14 protein-coding genes are annotated in these 17,229 nt (G+C 42.1%); 5 read left to right on the top strand and 9 right to left on the bottom strand.

What is annotated here, in order from left to right; translation table 11 throughout:
* Positions 1 to 30 precede the first annotated feature (30 nt).
* On the bottom strand, positions 31 to 888 hold the full coding sequence (locus BMX69_RS03205; RefSeq protein ID WP_100041542.1) for a DUF6544 family protein: 858 nt from the start codon (positions 886 to 888) through the stop codon (positions 31 to 33).
* Positions 889 to 1,313: 425 nt separating this feature from the next.
* Between BMX69_RS03205 and BMX69_RS03200 the strand changes: the two genes are divergently transcribed.
* The 3 genes from BMX69_RS03200 (at position 1,314) to BMX69_RS03190 (ending at position 3,079) form a co-directional block, all read left to right on the top strand.
* Positions 1,314 to 1,688, top strand: coding sequence for a hypothetical protein (locus BMX69_RS03200; protein WP_054789852.1), 375 nt, complete (start codon positions 1,314 to 1,316; stop codon positions 1,686 to 1,688).
* 263 nt (positions 1,689 to 1,951) lie between these two features.
* On the top strand, positions 1,952 to 2,131 hold the full coding sequence (locus tag BMX69_RS03195; protein WP_054789851.1) for a hypothetical protein: 180 nt from the start codon (positions 1,952 to 1,954) through the stop codon (positions 2,129 to 2,131).
* Between the two features lie 492 nt (positions 2,132 to 2,623).
* Positions 2,624 to 3,079: a hypothetical protein gene (locus BMX69_RS03190; RefSeq protein WP_054789850.1), complete on the top strand. Its 456-nt coding sequence runs from the start codon at positions 2,624 to 2,626 to the stop codon at positions 3,077 to 3,079.
* A 413-nt stretch (positions 3,080 to 3,492) separates the two neighbouring features.
* Here the strand turns inward: BMX69_RS03190 and BMX69_RS03185 are convergent, their stop codons facing one another.
* Entirely contained in the window at positions 3,493 to 3,738 is a 246-nt protein-coding gene (locus BMX69_RS03185; protein ID WP_025232143.1) for a hypothetical protein, read from the bottom strand.
* 571 nt (positions 3,739 to 4,309) lie between these two features.
* Here BMX69_RS03185 and BMX69_RS03180 point away from each other — a divergent pair.
* Together BMX69_RS03180 and BMX69_RS03175 are read left to right on the top strand one after the other, a co-directional pair.
* Positions 4,310 to 4,672 carry a BlaI/MecI/CopY family transcriptional regulator gene (locus tag BMX69_RS03180; protein WP_100041541.1) on the top strand — a complete coding sequence of 121 codons (363 nt, stop codon included), beginning with the start codon at positions 4,310 to 4,312 and terminating at the stop codon, positions 4,670 to 4,672.
* 3 nt (positions 4,673 to 4,675) lie between these two features.
* On the top strand, positions 4,676 to 6,760 hold the full coding sequence (locus tag BMX69_RS03175) for a M56 family metallopeptidase (protein WP_100041540.1): 2,085 nt from the start codon (positions 4,676 to 4,678) through the stop codon (positions 6,758 to 6,760).
* A 131-nt stretch (positions 6,761 to 6,891) separates the two neighbouring features.
* Here BMX69_RS03175 and BMX69_RS03170 read toward each other — a convergent pair whose 3' ends face one another.
* From BMX69_RS03170 to BMX69_RS03140, 7 genes are all read right to left on the bottom strand, one after another.
* Entirely contained in the window at positions 6,892 to 8,565 is a 1,674-nt protein-coding gene (locus BMX69_RS03170; protein WP_100041539.1) for a S8 family peptidase, read from the bottom strand.
* Between the two features lie 137 nt (positions 8,566 to 8,702).
* Positions 8,703 to 9,455, bottom strand: a complete 753-nt coding sequence (locus BMX69_RS03165; RefSeq protein WP_054789847.1) for a MurR/RpiR family transcriptional regulator — start codon at positions 9,453 to 9,455, stop codon at positions 8,703 to 8,705.
* Positions 9,456 to 9,609: 154 nt separating this feature from the next.
* Entirely contained in the window at positions 9,610 to 10,959 is a 1,350-nt protein-coding gene (locus tag BMX69_RS03160; protein WP_100041538.1) for a 6-phospho-alpha-glucosidase, read from the bottom strand.
* 22 nt (positions 10,960 to 10,981) lie between these two features.
* Entirely contained in the window at positions 10,982 to 12,529 is a 1,548-nt protein-coding gene (locus tag BMX69_RS03155; RefSeq protein WP_100041537.1) for an alpha-glucoside-specific PTS transporter subunit IIBC, read from the bottom strand.
* Between the two features lie 212 nt (positions 12,530 to 12,741).
* Positions 12,742 to 14,139: a DNA repair protein RadA gene (gene radA, locus BMX69_RS03150; protein ID WP_100041536.1), complete on the bottom strand. Its 1,398-nt coding sequence runs from the start codon at positions 14,137 to 14,139 to the stop codon at positions 12,742 to 12,744.
* Positions 14,140 to 14,256: 117 nt separating this feature from the next.
* Positions 14,257 to 14,670: a hypothetical protein gene (locus BMX69_RS03145; RefSeq protein WP_025232136.1), complete on the bottom strand. Its 414-nt coding sequence runs from the start codon at positions 14,668 to 14,670 to the stop codon at positions 14,257 to 14,259.
* A 102-nt stretch (positions 14,671 to 14,772) separates the two neighbouring features.
* Complete coding sequence (locus BMX69_RS03140) at positions 14,773 to 17,223, bottom strand: ATP-dependent Clp protease ATP-binding subunit (protein WP_100041535.1); 2,451 nt, start codon at positions 17,221 to 17,223, stop codon at positions 14,773 to 14,775.
* Positions 17,224 to 17,229 lie beyond the last annotated feature (6 nt).

The following is a 17,229-nucleotide window of genomic DNA, read 5'->3' as shown; positions in this document are numbered from 1 at the left end:
AACCTACTGCTGCGCTGTAAAATAATTAAGTCATAAAATTGCTTCATTAATTGAGTATAGAACCTCAATATGGTCGCTCACAAAATATGTATCGTCACCATCAGGGAGCCTCCAACTTACACTAACACTTCCCGGCTGAAAGTAACCATTCTGTTCTTTGTAATCAGAATAGGTTATATGCCATGGTACCAGCGAACTGCCTTTCCCGTTATTATCCATATATCGGTCATTGGTATCAAAACGTATTATGTTGCCATTATTATCAAAAGTAAATCTTCCTTTAGCAGTAACGCCCTTCCATGATATCTCACCTTCAATCGTGCAATTGTCAACGACTGTCCACGATACATATTCCTGTAAAAACAAGGACGGCATATATACTGCATCTGCCAACGCCGTTATCAACTGACCTTGATCCATTTCTGCCCCAGTAGAGTGGAAAAGCTCGAACTGCTTGGCAAGCATACCTATCATAGAGCCGAATCCGTCCAATACGCTGTCTTTGGCGTGCAATGGAATACCCGCAATTCTTCCTGTCAAAAATGCGTGTCGATCTGGCCTATTTACAAAATTAACCTGCATGAATTTAATTTTAATTGGCTTTTTGCCTGCTGACATACGAAACCTAGTGTCATGAAAATGTATCAGTATGTTATCCATAAAAGGCTTTCCAATATAGCCCCCATTGATGATGTGCTGCCGGAGCAGAACGGGCAGTTCAGCAACACACTCTTCAGTAAATATACTCTGTGTGCTTCTTTGACTATTTGTTTCGGTCATAGAACGTTTTACATCTGTAAGATATTGCTTCCAAAGCCTGCCACCAGGTATTGCTAAGTACATCACCATGATTGCCAGCATAATCAAAACTATCGCTACCCAAAGCATATATTCCTCCTCTTATCCCAATAACAATTATACGATAAATCTATTTTTAATTAATAATACAATAAACTCTTCTAACTATCAATATTAGTTTTTAATGTACTATAATTCTGTAAATACTAATTTAGTTACACGTAAACAACAATTCTTTACATTAACCATTCTTTTTCTCAGATATTAGGTATTTTTATCTTAGACAAAAAGCAGGTATTACATTTAAAATCCCATACTTTCTTTTTCGGCTACAACCTTTTTAGTGCCGATAGGGTCCCACAGTCTTACCGGTCTTCCCCCATCTGTTTGAGGTTCGTTTCTTGCTGCCCCTATGTGATAAATAATTCAATAAAATACGTGAACTATTATTGATTTACTCAATATTATATATTAAAAGTAAAATAGCTAAAAAATGAATAAGGAGTAATTATTATATGGAATTATATGCATTCGCCTCTGAATTTCCGGAATTATATGCAATGTTAAATGAAACTGTTAGATCCACTATTGCGGCGAACAATATGACCGGAGAAGAGTCTCTCAGGGATTGGGACAATTTGATTGATAATTTTGTTAGTAATTTCGAGTACGAGGATTATTATGGACAGGAGATGGGAGAGAGTTTATCTCAGCAGATACCTTTTGATGGTTTCGGAGGTAGGGATGGCAGAGATAGGGACAGAGATAGGGACAGAGACAGAGATAGAGACCGCCGCAGACGCCACCGCCGTCGCTTTCATGATTTTAATTTAAGAGATATTATCAGACTTTTGTTTTTAAGACAATTATTCGACCGAAACCGTTTCTAAAATTTAGTTGTAAAACCCCGTATTTTCGCCACATAGTATAAACTTTCGTGTCACCGCATGTGGAGTGTATAATAATGATGACGAATTGTAGCCGGAAGGAGAAATAAGGGAAATTGAACCACAATATATTGATGATCTTTAAATTGATACGTAAATGTGCTTTTATCAACTTTATCTCCTTAATTTGCTATTTAATTGGATATGATTTCCTTTAACTTTTCGAACGTCAGTTCTCATAATGTATTCAGGAGGTGGTGGGAATCATGACAGGAATGTGTTCTCTTGCGCCAGACATAAACCAATGTCCCAACTATAATTCAGAAACTGGGAGTTGTGCTACTAATAATAATGTGTGTGGATTTTTCAGAAATCCGGAAGCAAAGAAAGAGAAATCAGAATACAAAAGAAAAACAAGATGGTATGAGCAGTATTATGAAAAGTGAAGATTAGAAAATACAGGCGGGCCCGGAAAACCAAAGCCCGCCCATACTTCGCATGTAATACCACTTGCCACCAGACGCCTGCAGGCCGCTTTCATATATGATTCCTTTCTGCTCAAATGAGTATAAAAATAAGCCCCTAATCAGGACCTGATTAACCGTTTCTTATTCATTTAAATACTAATTTTCTGGATATTTCTTATATTTACGGGGACTATAATATTGACCCATCTCGTGTATAAGCCTGAGTAACCTACCTTTTCGTTGCTTGGGCTTTTTCTCCCCTACAGATAATGTAATCCATTTGCACCGTATTTACCCTGGTTCTTCCAGTCAGGTCGGAAGCAGCTTGTTCACATTTTTTATATAAACCAACTGCAGCTTTAAATCTCATTTATATCCTTTCTTCCTATACTACGGTAAGCCCTAAAATAAAAAGCCAAGCTTTCTTAGAATATATATTGCATATACTATATTAAAAACAGGTAATACAATATGAATGACACTAATTATTTTGGCATCGGAGAAAATAAAAGCTTGATTATTCCAGCTCCTATTCAAATACAAATCAATGAATTTTCTAATATCCAAAACGATCAAATAGCTATGAAAAATATAGTTATAAATTATCAGGGTGATAGAAACTTATTTGAATCTCCTGGCTATATAATATCGGGCTTAATAAATCCTCTTGATTTATATAACTTCATTGGAAGATGGGTTATTCTAATAACAGGACCGATAATAGACGGACCTTTTACGGCCAATCTTGTAAATATATTTCAAATCTTCCAGCCCAACACCACTCAACCCAATTATCCATTTTACACATTTGTTGCTTTTACATGGCCTCCCATAATATCTCCTGGTATGCCTGCTCATTATCCTCTCAGACCTTTCTCGGAGCTAACAACTTGGGCAATTTATTTTTATAACCCAGAGTATCTTTGAAAATCCAATTCTCTGGCCGGAATCGAAAATCCGGCCAATCTAAATTAGTACAACCTTTGTGTATGCTTTTCTAATGCTGCAGGGTTTAATCGCAGAAACTCACTTCTGCTTTCCTTTCTCCGTTAAATACTAATTCCTCTTAAAATGATTGATTCATCGGTAAAATCTCACTCGCTTATATTCTTCTGCGATTCATCCACTAATTTTTGTATCGGTTGGTTCAAAAAATCTTAACTCGCAAATGGTCTTTACTGACTGGTTTAATGGTCAACTTAACAATGAATATTCATTCGTGAATCTGACAGCGATACCTTTTTATGTTATATTATAACATACAGCAGAAAAATACAAACATATGTTCTATATAAAAAATATACCGAAAATCTTCATTACGAAGACTCTCGGTACAAAATTCAGCTACCCTGTTCAATTTCTGCTTTAGATATAAGTAATTCCTTTAATTCCGACAAGGACATGTTTTGTTCTTCTAATATTGTTGATACTTCTTTAAATTCTTCTAACTTAATTTCTTCTTGTATTTGCTTCTCTTTTTCCTGAAGTGTTTTGATTGCAGCTTTGTATTGTTCTATTGAATCTTGTGTATCTTTTAGCTCATCTCTAAGTTTTACAAGTGGTGATTTGCGTACTCCACGGGGCATAAGATCCTCTCCTTTACCTATAAATATTAATATATAAATTATACCACATATTACCAAATCTATTCACTGGATAATCATGGTAATTAAATTCATATATAAATATATTTAATCAATATTGATATTTAAATGCACTTGTATATAAATTTATTTGCATACAAAATATTTTGACTACAAAATTGAATACATGTACGGATGAAGTGTCTTTTCCTCCTTTATTTATAACGTTTTGTGGAGTATATATCCCTCTTCCCCTGCTTTTGTTAAGCTTTAAATTCCCTATTCTATATAGGATTTTTAGGATTTTTAAGCTCTTTCTTTTTTATATTGAAAATACTTGAAATTACATCAATATTAGAATTATATTCTCCCCTTATTATTTTATATATTTCTTAATTCTCTCAATACAGAAATGCAAATCTCATAACTGATCTTGGCGAACCATAGATTCTCCATTTCATCAAAGGTAAATGTCTAATTTTCTAGTAGCACAAATAGCTCTTGACAATCAGGTCTACTTGAAGTAAACTTCAGCTAAGGTTTACTAATAGTAGATCAATAGGAGGATTGTCATATGATTGATTATAGATTGGCAGAAACGGAATCGAAATTCGCCGATTTGATTTGGGAAAATGAGCCGATTAATTCAACAGAGCTGGTCCGGCTGTCAGAGGAAGTTATGAAGTGGAAAAAATCTACCACATACACCATCCTGAAGCGGTTGTGCGACAGGGGGATTTTCAAAAACGAGGGCGCAGTCGTTACGTCGGCGATAAGCCGTGATGAGTTTTATGCGGGTCAGAGCCGCTGCTATATCGAGGATACGTTCGGCGGTAGTCTGCCACGTTTTCTAACTTCGTTCATTGGCGGAAAAAGGTTATCCAACAAGCAGGCGGAGGAACTTGTGCGCCTAATTAACGAACACAAGGGGGACTAAGATATGGAAAGGATTTTTCTGTCAGTCCTCAATATGAGCCTGACGGCAAGTTTTGTTATTGCCGCAATAATCTTAGCGCGGATACCGCTTAAAAGAGCTCCGAAGATAATCTCCTATGCGCTGTGGGCAGTGGCTGGGTTTCGGCTCGTGTTCCCGTTTACTTTGGAGGGCGCATTCAGTTTGCTCCCATTCAACTCCACACCTATCCCACAGGACATCGCAGTGCAAGCTGTTCCGCGCATTGACAGCGGGATAACCGTTGTCGACAAAGCCGTAAGTGCCGCGTTACCTGCCGCCACACCCGTCACAAGCATAAACCCATTGCAGATATGGATTTTTATCGGTACTTGCATTTGGCTTTTCGGCATTGCCCTTATGCTTATTTACAGTTTTGTATCAATCGTTGTGTTAAAACGCAGACTTTGCTGCGCGGTGCTTATCGAAGGAAATCTTTATGAAGCCCACAACCTTAAAACACCGCTTGTAATCGGAATTTTCAAACCGAAGATTTACATTCCGGCAGGACTGACCGACGAGGAACATTGCTTTATCGTCCTTCATGAGCAGACGCACATCAGGCGTCACGACCACGCGGTTAAAATGTTCGCGTATCTTGTGCTCTGCCTGCATTGGTTCAATCCGCTGGTGTGGGCTGCGTTTGTTCTGATGGGTGCGGATATGGAAATGTCCTGCGATGAATGCGTGATACGCAAACTTGGCGGGGAGATTAAAAGCGCATATTCGTTGTCACTCGTCCGTGTGGCGTCGGGGCGTAAAATCTTGAACGGAAGTCCCCTTGCGTTTGGAGAGGGTGGTATGAAAGAAAGGATAAAGAACGTGCTGAATTTCAAAAAGCCGTCGAGGGTGATTATTACGCTTGCCATTGTGCTTGTAACGGTGATGAGCGCTGGGTTCGCGGTGAATCGCACTACAGATGGAAGCATTTTAGATCTGATAATACCAATGTCTATGCACAATATCGCGAAAGAGCCACACTTTGCCGGAACGGTAGCCGAAGTGTACGATAATACCATCCTTGTGATCGTCGATGAGGGCGAGGAGGTGCGCAGGAGCAGCGACTTGATGAGTGTTTCTCTCAATGTGAAATTAAAAGATAGCATGACCCATTTTAATGTCGGTGATAGAGTTATTGTCTATTATAACGGTGAAATCGCGGAGTCCTATCCGGCGCAGATAAATACCGTTTACGCGATTGTTTTGTCAAGCCCTGATATGAGTATAAATATGGACGATATCTATGCACTTTCCGCAATGCGGACACCTTATGTGGGTAATAACAGCGCGGTCGGAAAGATCATAGGCGAGCTGCCAAGAATTGACAGAGAGTATACACAACAGTTTTTTTCAATTGGTGACGATTACGGAACTGGCCGTGCTCCCAATACACTCACTATTTACTATGAACCTAACGATGCAGAAACGTCCGCTATATGGAATATAACGGTTACGCCTAAGAACTCCGCACTATTATTCGTAATGATTGATAATCTTGAGGAAGTGAATATTGCTTTTCGTGAAACACCGGGTGACGGCGTACTCGACAAGGAGAAATACACTTCACGGGCGACGTACAGCAAGGAGAATATATCCGAATATCTTGAATCTATCGGGCTTGGTTGGCAAGATTTTCAGAACAACTGGAACCTTTCAATTGAAAAGATGTTCTCAGGGAGCGCCTCCGATAATACAGGCTTAGGTACCATACCTGTCATGGTAACGGAACCGAATATTGTGGACGGGAGTGTTATAAGAATTGTAAATTTTGAAATCGGAGATAGTTGCTCTTTGTATATCGAAGTTCTTGCTCCTAAAGGTAATATGGTTGAAAATAGCGGCGAGACAACATATGACGTGGTCAGTAACACGAAATTGATACTCCCCGCTGACGTTTTGGTTAGTTACATTGATTATGAAAGCAGCACAGGCACAAACGGTAAAAAGCTCATCAGTTACTTGAATCAAGGTGGTAGTTACTTCAAAAAACCGACAATTGCAAAGTTAATTGTCCACACTGATAAAAGCGGCAATAATATAACAGAACTGACAGAGGTTTATGAACCGTTATAAAAACTGTAATTTGAAAGCATTTGACTATGCAGAAAATACTGTGCAAGAGGTTTCCATGGGGAAAGATCATTTTTTCGGTCTTTCCCCTTTGTTTGGATTATAATGCGGATTCCGGGCATGTCAAGAAGAGCTTAAGTCCTTGTTAGCCGTTCAAACAGAGCATTAATATCAATCTGACCATATCCCCATACAATATTAGGATAGGTGGTTGAACTAGGGCGCCGGGCGCCGCGAATAAGCAGACGGTTCACATCGATTCCAGTAATATTTGTATAATTTCCTCTTGAAACTGCCCATTCAAAGGCCATAGCAATAATACCTGCCGCATGGGCTGCCGCTGTTCCGCTTCCTGTGATGTTTCCGTACTGGTTTCCCGGAAATGCACAGGGAAGCTGGTATCCCGGTGCGGCGATATCTGGCTTCATAAACCCTGTCCTTGTATAGCCTCTTCCTGACTCCGGCAGTATGCTGTTACTGAATTGATTGTAAGCGGTGACGGTAAGAGGACTGGTTGCATTTCCCGGAGAAGTTATGGTTGTATTCGGATCAGAATATAAAAAAAAAGTCTCTTCTGAGATCAGATCTGCCGATGGCAGCCATGCATGAAAAGAAAATGGCCCATTGTCAAGATTTTTCACCCGAATCGTCCAGATTCCTGGAATGGGATCCTGAAAACGCATCAATATGAGCTGGTCTCCGGTCTCTTCTTCAAAAATATAATTATTGACCCATACGACGCTTGGGCCAAATATACTGGGAAATCTTCTGCATTCCCCCAGTGATGGGTACACCTCCATTGTGGTCTCCCTATTTGGAGCGATTATTTCAATCGACAGCCTTGCCGGAACAAGCGGCCATAGCTCAATGGCAAAAAGCTTATCATTCTCTCCCACCCTTAATTCAAAATCATTTTGAAATGGTTCCGCAGTTATACTGTTATAATAATGCCTGTGCTTGTTGGCTTCGTTGCCAGCAGAGATCGTTATCCCGATGTTAGGCTGTTGAACCAGATAATTGGTAATAAAGCTGGTGGCCCCCCGTCCGTCATGGCTTGACTGACTCGAGCCCATTGCAATGCATATGACAATCGGACGGTTCAGCCTCTGGGCGACCGAAGTCACATAAGAAATCCCAATAATTAAATCCGTTTCCTGGTAGCATTCAATGTCTTCCGGAACAAAAAAGATCTTTTTCAAACTGTTTTTCGCCTGCTTCAGCTTTACAATCACCAGTTCGGATTCCGGAACAACGCCGCTGAATGAGTGCTCCGGACTGGCTTTCCCCGCTATGATACTTGCAATTGCGGTTCCATGGCCATTGGTATCCACGGAAGGTATTATGGATAAAGGATCATCCGATTTTAATGCAACATTAATATGATCCCTGGTATATTCCGTACCATATGTAAATCCATCCGGCGGCGAGCCTTCCTGTATGGTCTGATCCCATAGGGAAAGAATCCGGGTCGATCCGTCATTATACAGAAAAGCCTGATGCTGGTAATCTATTCCGGTATCCAAGACTGCCACAATAATTCCCCGCCCAAACAGGGCCAGATGGGGATTTCTCTGAACCGTTCCGACACCAGATCTTTCAAGGCTCACCGTAGAACTTAAGGTAGCGATGGAAGGAAATGCATTATAAGGGTAAATTCCTAAATCACAAGGTTTCACAGTATTATTGGGAACATGGGCTAACGAATTCCTTATATTCATATGCGTTATATTATCTCCGGTATCATAGTACGGAATCATGATGTTACTAATTATTAGGTCATAATAGTTATCGTCTAATATTTTATTCATGATCGGTTCTCCTCATCTACAGCAATGGCGCATATATATAATTTATGCAATGAGAGTCCTGTTAAGAATTGGCATTTCCACAGCTGCCGGAGAGGAAGGAAACAGCATAAGAAATGCGGCCAGCAATGTGGCCGCAACTATCCTTCACTCACCTCAATATAACTCAAAAACACATACTCAATAACAGTTAAAAAGTTAACAAAGGAATTATGATATAGGTGTTCACCAATCTTAACAGGACTGCTGACAGCATACAGGCTGTAATCACTCATACCCGCCAGCAAATTACTTTGAAGATTTGTAATAGAAACGATCTTCACTTTCTTCAAATGAAGTAATTGCAAAGTATCCTTTATTTTCTGCACATTCCCGGACAAAGATATCACAATTAATAAATCCTCAGGTCCCAGATTCTTTGACAGCATACAAAGCTCATCACTTGCACCTACATGATAGATATATTTATTCATCTGCATAAACAAACGCTGCATTTCCATTGCACAATGGCGCTGGGCCTGTCCCGTACCATAAACAACAACATTTTGGGACTTATGAATTTCCTTTGCTATGGCAGACAGATTCGCAGAGGATTCTATCTGCTGGCACGTATTTAAGAAATCGCTTCTTATGTCTGATTTGATATCCTTATCATTCCCTTTTACATGTTCTTTCTTCTCCCATTTCAGATAGTTCTTAAATTCACTGTATCCGGAAAACCCTAGCTTCTGGGTCAATCTTAAAATCGTGCTTTTCGATGTATTGCATTCGTTTGCCAGGTCTTCAATACTCATTTCAGAAATTTTATATACAATCGACATGATAATAGAAAGGCTTTGAATGTCTGATTCATTTAATTTATCGTAATTTTTATTAATCGCTTCAATCAGCATGATGCCACCTCAATTTCGTATTTCTTTCATAGTATCATATCCCGGGCAAAAAATATACCACCGAAATCCGGCTCTTACATAAGAAAAATGACAGATAAGACTCTGTCATTTTCCAATAAACGATATATACGATCCACACTTTTACAAGTTCATCTTACTTCAGTTCCGGCCAATATTCCTTATTTACTTCATATAGATCATCTAAAATCTGTTTTGCAACCGTAACACTAGGAACCGTTTTGGACAGCGCAATCGCCTGCCATAATTTCTGATAAGAACCTTCCATCCAGGCATCTACCACCAGTTTCTCAACCGCTGCCTGCTCTTCCATCATACCCTTCTGGAAGGTGGGTATGGTGCCAACGGACAAAGGCTGAGGCCCTGAGGAGGTCACCAGACATGGTACTTCTACCATTGCTGTTTTATCAAAGTTTTCTATTACTCCATTGTTTTCAACAATCAGAAGCATTCTGGCATAAGTATTGAACTTTAATGCCGTCGCCAGATCCACAATATAGGAAGCATGTTCATCCAAAGATAATTCATGGCCTTCAAACGCATTGTTCTTAGCAATCTCGCGGCATGCTGTGAAAACCTCTTTTTCCCTTGTATCCATGACCTGGTTTGCCCTTGTGTAATTAATATCTGAATGCTTTACAACTGTATCCGGTAAAAGATAATACTTCAGATACGTATTGGGCAGGGTATCCGGATCAATTGCATAAATATCTTTTGCCATACGGTAGGTTTCATTCCAGCTGGAATCTCCATGCTGCTTTGCCTCATCTGCATCTGACGGAATAAAATATCCCATTTCTTTCACATGTTTTTTCAACTCAGGCATCAGGTCTTTTCCATCCCTGCTTCTTACGCCATACCACCAGCCAAAATGATTGAGTCCATAATACTGAGTAATAATATCACTTCGTTTTTCATAGCCTAAAATCTTTAGCATATTATTTTCAATGCTGATGGGCATATCACAAATATTAAGAATCTTTGATTTCGGCCGCAGCCTTCTGGTGGCTTCTGCTACGATAGCAGCCGGATTGGAATAGTTTAACAGCCATGCATCCGGTGAATATTTTTCCATGTAATCAACCAATTCTAAAACACCCTGAATGGATCGCATTCCATATGCAATTCCGCCGGGACCGCATGTTTCCTGGCCGACAACCCCGTATTTTAAGGGAATCTTTTCATCAAGCTCCCGCATTTTGTATTTGCCAACACGAATGTGTGCCATAACAAAGTCAACATCAGTGAATGCTTCCTCAGGATCGCAGGTTGCCAGAAACTCAATTTCCGGATGCTTCTTATGAATCATGATCTCACATGCATCTGCAATTACCTTCTGCCTTTGCGGGTCATTATCATAAAACTTAATCTTTCTTAAGGGAAAGCGGTCTAAATGTTCCAATAACATGAGTATGATTCCCGGGGTGTAGGTGCTTCCGCCGCCGGCAATAACAACTGAACTTTTTTCTAATTCTGTATTTAACATTTTATCCACCTCATTTATTCATTTATAACAGTTTTTCAAATTCATTTTTTACATTTTCTACATCAAATCCAATGATGACCTGAATTGCTTTCCCTTTACGGACAACGCCTTTTGCATTATATTTCTTAAAATCCTCATCCGCTGCAACAAGGCTTTCATCTTTTACACTGAGACGCAATCTAGTCATACAATTTGTAACGCTTTCGATATTTCCCTTCCCTCCCAAAGCCTGTAAAAAGCCAACGGCTTCGTCATGAAAGACACTGGAGGCAGATCCGGTCTGCTTTCCTAATTCTACTTCACTGCCCATATCCTTTTCTCTTCCGGGAGTCATAATATTGAATTTCTTTATCGCCCAGTAAAATACCACAAAATAGATAACGGAGAAGATTAAGCCGATCACAATATGAGTAATAACTTCTCCCATATGATTCTTCATCATCGGCATCCAGTTATAGGTAATGTAATCCATGAGCCCGCCGCCTTGATAACCAACGACCCCAAACATGTACAAAACAGTGGAGAGCAAAGCAGCAAGAACCGCACCTACTGCAAACAGCATGGGTGATATAAATAAGAATGTAAATTCAATAGGCTCAGTAATACCGCACAATACTGCAGGGATCGTAGCAGAAATCAGCATCGCCGCAACTTTCTTTCTATTCTCCGGACGGGCTGTTTTATACATAGCAAACGCTATGGCAGGCATTCCCCAGACGGCACAGTTTCCATATAATGCAAATCCGCCGGTAGGAAATAATTCCTTTAAGGGAGCTGTGGAAGCAGCGTATTCATTTACATTGGCCATCCAGTGTGTCCAGTTGCCATCTGCAATGACTGCAGGACCTAAATCAAACGGTGTCCATAAGAAATGATGCAAGCCGGTAGGAAGTGTTATACGTTCTAAAAAGGTAAACAGGAATACACCTAAATTACCGGACTTTGATAAGAATTCCTGCAATCCTAAAATAGCGGATTGAACGCCAGGCCATACAACGCACACAGCAAAAGCCATTGGTATCATGAAAACAAATCCGATAATGACAATTAAGGCTGAACCTTGAAAAGAGCTTATTAAGCTGGGAAGCTTCTTATCATACCAGCGGTTGTGGATCCATACAGCAATTGCAGCAATCATAATGGCTCCAATCACGCTCATATCCATGGTTTTAATTCCGGCAACCATTGTAAGTCCGCTTGTACCGCCTATTTCCTGGGCAAAATCCACATGGAACATGGTATCACCAAAGAATGTAAGCAGGGATTGAATAAAGTAGTTAAAAATAATATAGATTACAAAAGATTCCATCGCCGCACGCCCTGCTGCCTTTTTAGCCAGGCCAATGGGCAATGAAATTACAAATAATAATGGAAGCTGATTAAAAATTGCATATCCCCCATCGTACATCATGGACCAAAATTTATACCAGAGCGTAGTGTCTGCTGCTAATGCCCCCATAATATCTGCATTCATAAAAATGGTCGAGAATCCGATGATAATACCGGCAAATGGCATAAGCATTACGGGTGCCATCATCGCTCCTCCAAACCGCTGCAGTTTCTCCATCATAATAATATCCTCCTATAGGTAAATGTGATTTTTCGCGAAAATCTTCATCCGTAAATAACATATCATACAGGCATGTAAAAAAATAGCCTTGCCAGCATTTTCGGCACAAGGTAAGGACATCTGTTATTTTTCCCATTATTGCGGGAAATTTCTCAATTATATATATAGAACGTAAATCACTAAATAAAATAAGGGCGAAGCCTTAAATGGCTTCACCCCATAACTCTCACAATCGCCTCTCTTACATTCGTGACTCCTATCAGCCGCATCCCTTCCACCTTCCCCATCTTTCCAAGGGAAATCTCCGGCAGCACGCAGGTGTTAAATCCCAGCTTCTTTGCCTCATTCACTCTCTGTTGTGCCATGGACACGGCCCGCACCTCTCCTGCCAGTCCCACTTCTCCAAAGATAATGGTTTTCGGATCTACGGCCTTATCCTTCATACTGGACACAATTGCCATTATAATCGCTAAGTCTAAGGCCGGCTCATTCATACGCAGACCGCCCGTAATATTCACATAAGCATCAAAATGGGACAGGTCATAATGGCATCGTTTTTCCAAAACAGCCATTAAAAGATTCACCCGGTTATAATCCGTACCAGCCGCAGTACGCCTTGGCATACCGAAAGCCGTTGGGGTGACCAGGGCCTGAACCTCCAGCAGCATGGGCCTGGTACCTTCCATGGAACAGGCTACCACTGCACCAGAGGCATCCTCCGGCCTTCCGCTGAGCATATATTCCGAAGGATTCTTCACCTCAGAAAGCCCGCTTTCGACCATTTCAAAAACGCCGATCTCGTTGGTGGATCCAAAACGGTTTTTCACTCCCCGGATGATCCGGTAAGAAGCGCTTCGGTCTCCTTCAAAATACAAAACCGTATCAACCATATGCTCTAAGACTCTGGGACCGGCCACCACGCCTTCTTTTGTCACATGACCTACGATAAATATGGCGATTCCCGCCCCCTTGGCGATCTGCATCAGGATATTGGTGGATTCCCTTACCTGGCTGACACTTCCCGGGGCGGAAGAGATTTCTTCCCGGAACATGGTCTGTATGGAATCAATGATTACCACATCTGGCTTTTCCTCTTCAATGGCACTTTCAATCAACTCCAGGCTGGTTTCACAAAGGAATAACAAATCCCCCTTCACTTCCCCGATTCTGTTTGCCCGCAGCTTAATCTGTTTTAGGGATTCTTCTCCTGATATGTAAAGCACCTTCCTGCTGCCGGCCGCAAGATTGCGGCAAACCTGTAAAAGCAGGGTGGATTTTCCGATGCCTGGATCACCGCCTACCAGCACGAGTGAGCCTTTGACAACGCCGCCGCCTAAAACCCGGTCCAGTTCCTCATATCCGGTCTTCATCCGGTCCTGCTCGTCTAACTGAATATCAGACAAACGGGAGGGCTTGGCATTCAGGAAATGATTTCCTGCGGTCCCGTCCCCTTTTCCACTGATTCCCCGCTTTGCAGCCGGTTCCTTTTTACCGGAAGGCTCCTCCACAAATGTATTCCATTCTTTACAGGCCGGACACTGTCCCAGCCACTTTGCCGATTCAAATCCGCATTCCTTGCAGAAAAATGCGGTCGTCTTTCCCTTTGCCATGGGAATTTCCTCCTATTTGCCAAAGGAATATGCTGGCATATTCGTCCGGCTCATTGCTCATGCAAAAAATCTGGGCCCGGCTCTTTATAAAAGGGCCGAACCCAGCTTCTCATCCTGTTATCTTCGTTTGATCTTCACTGCTACAGGTGTTCCTTCATTCAGTTCCACGCTGATGGACAGCTTACCGCTCATGTTGGTTCTCATGCCGCCCACGGCAGCATCATCCACATAAACCTCATATTCGGTATCCTCTGCCAGCTGAACGGTCAGCTGGGCATCCTTATCACCTTCTACTAAAAACCCTACCCCATCATCGGATACGGTGAAATTCATGGCAGCGGTTCCAGGAACGGATTCGTATACGAACATGCCGTTTCTTTCCAGCTTGGTTATCTCGTAAAAAGTCTTTACTTTATATAAATCACCGTCGTGTTCAAAATCCTGTAATTTTGACTTTGTCTTTAATTTGTAATTACCAAAACTGATCGTCCCGTCCTGCTCTGAGCGGATTAAATCTTCAATTACCGGCATTGGTTTGCCCTCCTAGTATTTTGTTTACTTATCCTTTTTTAAGGCGATGAACTAATGATCTCGCTTGTAGCTATTATACACGAATTGATATAAAATGGCTAGTTATTTTACCAGCTCCCTGACAGAAAATTTTAGTCCGTCCTCACCTGCGGCCACAACTACGTCATCCCCTGTTTTTACCGTTCCATTTAAGATCTCTTCTGCCAGTTTATCCTCCAGGCAGTTCTGAATGGTACGTCTTAACGGTCTTGCGCCGTATTTCTCATCATACCCTTTATTGATCAGGTATTCCTTGGCATCCTCTTCGATTGTCAGGGTGATGCTCATCTGTTCTGATGTCCGCTTCATGATATCTTTCACCATGATCGTCACGATATCCTTCATGTGAGTTTTATTTAACGTATGGAATACGATGATCTCATCGATCCTGTTAATGAATTCCGGCTTGAACAGGCGCTTTACTTCCTCCATGACCCGGTCCTTCATGATCTTATAATCAGCCTTTTCATCCCCAACTGCACCAAAGCCCAGACGTTTGGGCGAAATGATGTTCTCCGCACCTGCATTGGAGGTCATGATGATAATGGTGTTCTTAAAATCAATCTTACGGCCCTGGGCATCTGTAATATGTCCGTCGTCCAGTACCTGAAGCAGAATATTAAACACATCGGGATGAGCCTTTTCGATCTCATCGAACAAGATGACGGAATAGGGATTCCTGCGGACCTTTTCACTAAGCTGTCCGCCTTCATCATAGCCTACGTATCCTGGCGGTGAGCCGATCATCTTGGAAACGCTGTGCTTCTCCATATACTCAGACATGTCTACCCGGATCAATGCATTGTCCGTTCCGAACATGGCTTCGGAAAGGGCTTTGGATAACTCGGTTTTTCCCACGCCTGTAGGTCCTAAAAACAGGAAGGAACCAATGGGGCGCCTGGGGTCCTTAAGTCCCACTCTCCCCCGGCGTATGGCCTTTGAAACAGCGGTAACCGCTTCCTCCTGGCCGATCACCCTCTCATGGAGGATGGCTTCCAGATTGCGGAGGCGTTCACTCTCTCCCTCTTCCAGCTTTCTAACAGGGATCTTGGTCCAGCTGGATACCACATCAGCGATCTCTCCCTCATCGACTATGAGGTTCTTTGATGTTTTTTCCTTTTGCCAGCGATCCCGGATCTTCTCAATCTTTTCCCGCTTCTTTTCCTGCTTCTTCTTAATGGCTCCTGCCTTTTCGTAAGCTTCGGCTTTAATAGCGGCTTCCTTTTGATCCTCCAGCTGCTCGATCTCAGCTTCCAGTTCTTTAATTTCACCCGGCTCTACAAATGTAGTCAGGCGTACCTTGGAAGAAGCTTCGTCAATAACATCAATTGCCTTATCCGGAAGGAAACGGTCATTGATATACCTGAAAGACAGCTTTACGGCTGCCTTTAAGGCATCGTCTGTAATGGTTACCCTATGATGGTCCTCATACCGGCCTTTCAGTCCTCTTAATATGTCGACAGCAGCCTCTTCCGATGGCTCCTCCACCGTAACCGGCTGGAAACGCCGTTCCAGGGCAGAGTCCTTTTCGATATATTTGCGGTACTCTTCAATGGTGGTGGCACCGATCAGCTGCAATTCTCCTCTTGCCAGAGAGGGCTTTAAGATATTGGAGGCGTCAATGGCTCCCTCCGCTCCTCCTGCACCGATAATCGTATGGATCTCATCGATGAAAAGAAGAACTTCCCCATCATCGATCACTTCGGCAATCACCTTCTTAATTCTTTCTTCAAATTCCCCCCTGTATTTGGAACCGGCTACCATGCCGGATAAATCCAGGGTCAGAAGCCTCTTGCCTTCAATGGTTTCAGGCACGTCACCTTCTGCTATCATCTGAGCCAGACCTTCCACAACTGCAGTTTTCCCAACTCCAGGCTCTCCGATGAGACACGGATTATTCTTGGTCCTCCGGCTCAGTATCTGGATCAGACGCTTGATCTCCGACTCTCTTCCGATGACCGGATCAAGCTTTCCCTGTACTGCAAGCTCCGTTAAATCTCTGCTGTAACTGTCAAGAGTGGGCGTACTGCCTTTTGACTTTGGTGATTTCATAAGCTCTTCCTTATTGGCAGGAGCATCCTCACCCATCGCAGACAGCACATCAATGTATAGCTTTTGAATGCTGATTCCAATGGTATTTAAAAGCCTGGAAGCGACGCAGTCATTGTCACGGATTATGGAAATGAGCAAATGCTCCGTACCGATTAAATTTGCCTTAAACCGCACGGCTTCCCGGTAGCTGTTCTCTAAAACCCTTCTGGCACCCGGAGTATACCCGTTACCTTCTTTCAGCCTGACTGCCTGATCAGGAGCGATCAGCTGGCTGATCAGGTTTAAAACCTTCTCCTCTTTTACACCATTCTCTTCCAGAACTCTGGAAGCAACTCCGCTGCCCTCTTCTAAAAGCCCGATTAATAAGTGTTCCGTTCCCACATAGCTGTGGCCGAGACGTTCCGCTGCCTGAACGGCCAGATTAATGGCTGTCCTGGCCTTTGTTGTAAATCTGTCTATCATAAATTC

Source organism: Lacrimispora sphenoides JCM 1415 (assembly GCF_900105615.1).
Lineage (GTDB): Bacteria > Bacillota > Clostridia > Lachnospirales > Lachnospiraceae > Lacrimispora > Lacrimispora sphenoides.
The sequence above is the reverse complement of the archived record's forward strand: the minus strand, read 5'-3'. Positions and strand labels throughout refer to the sequence as shown.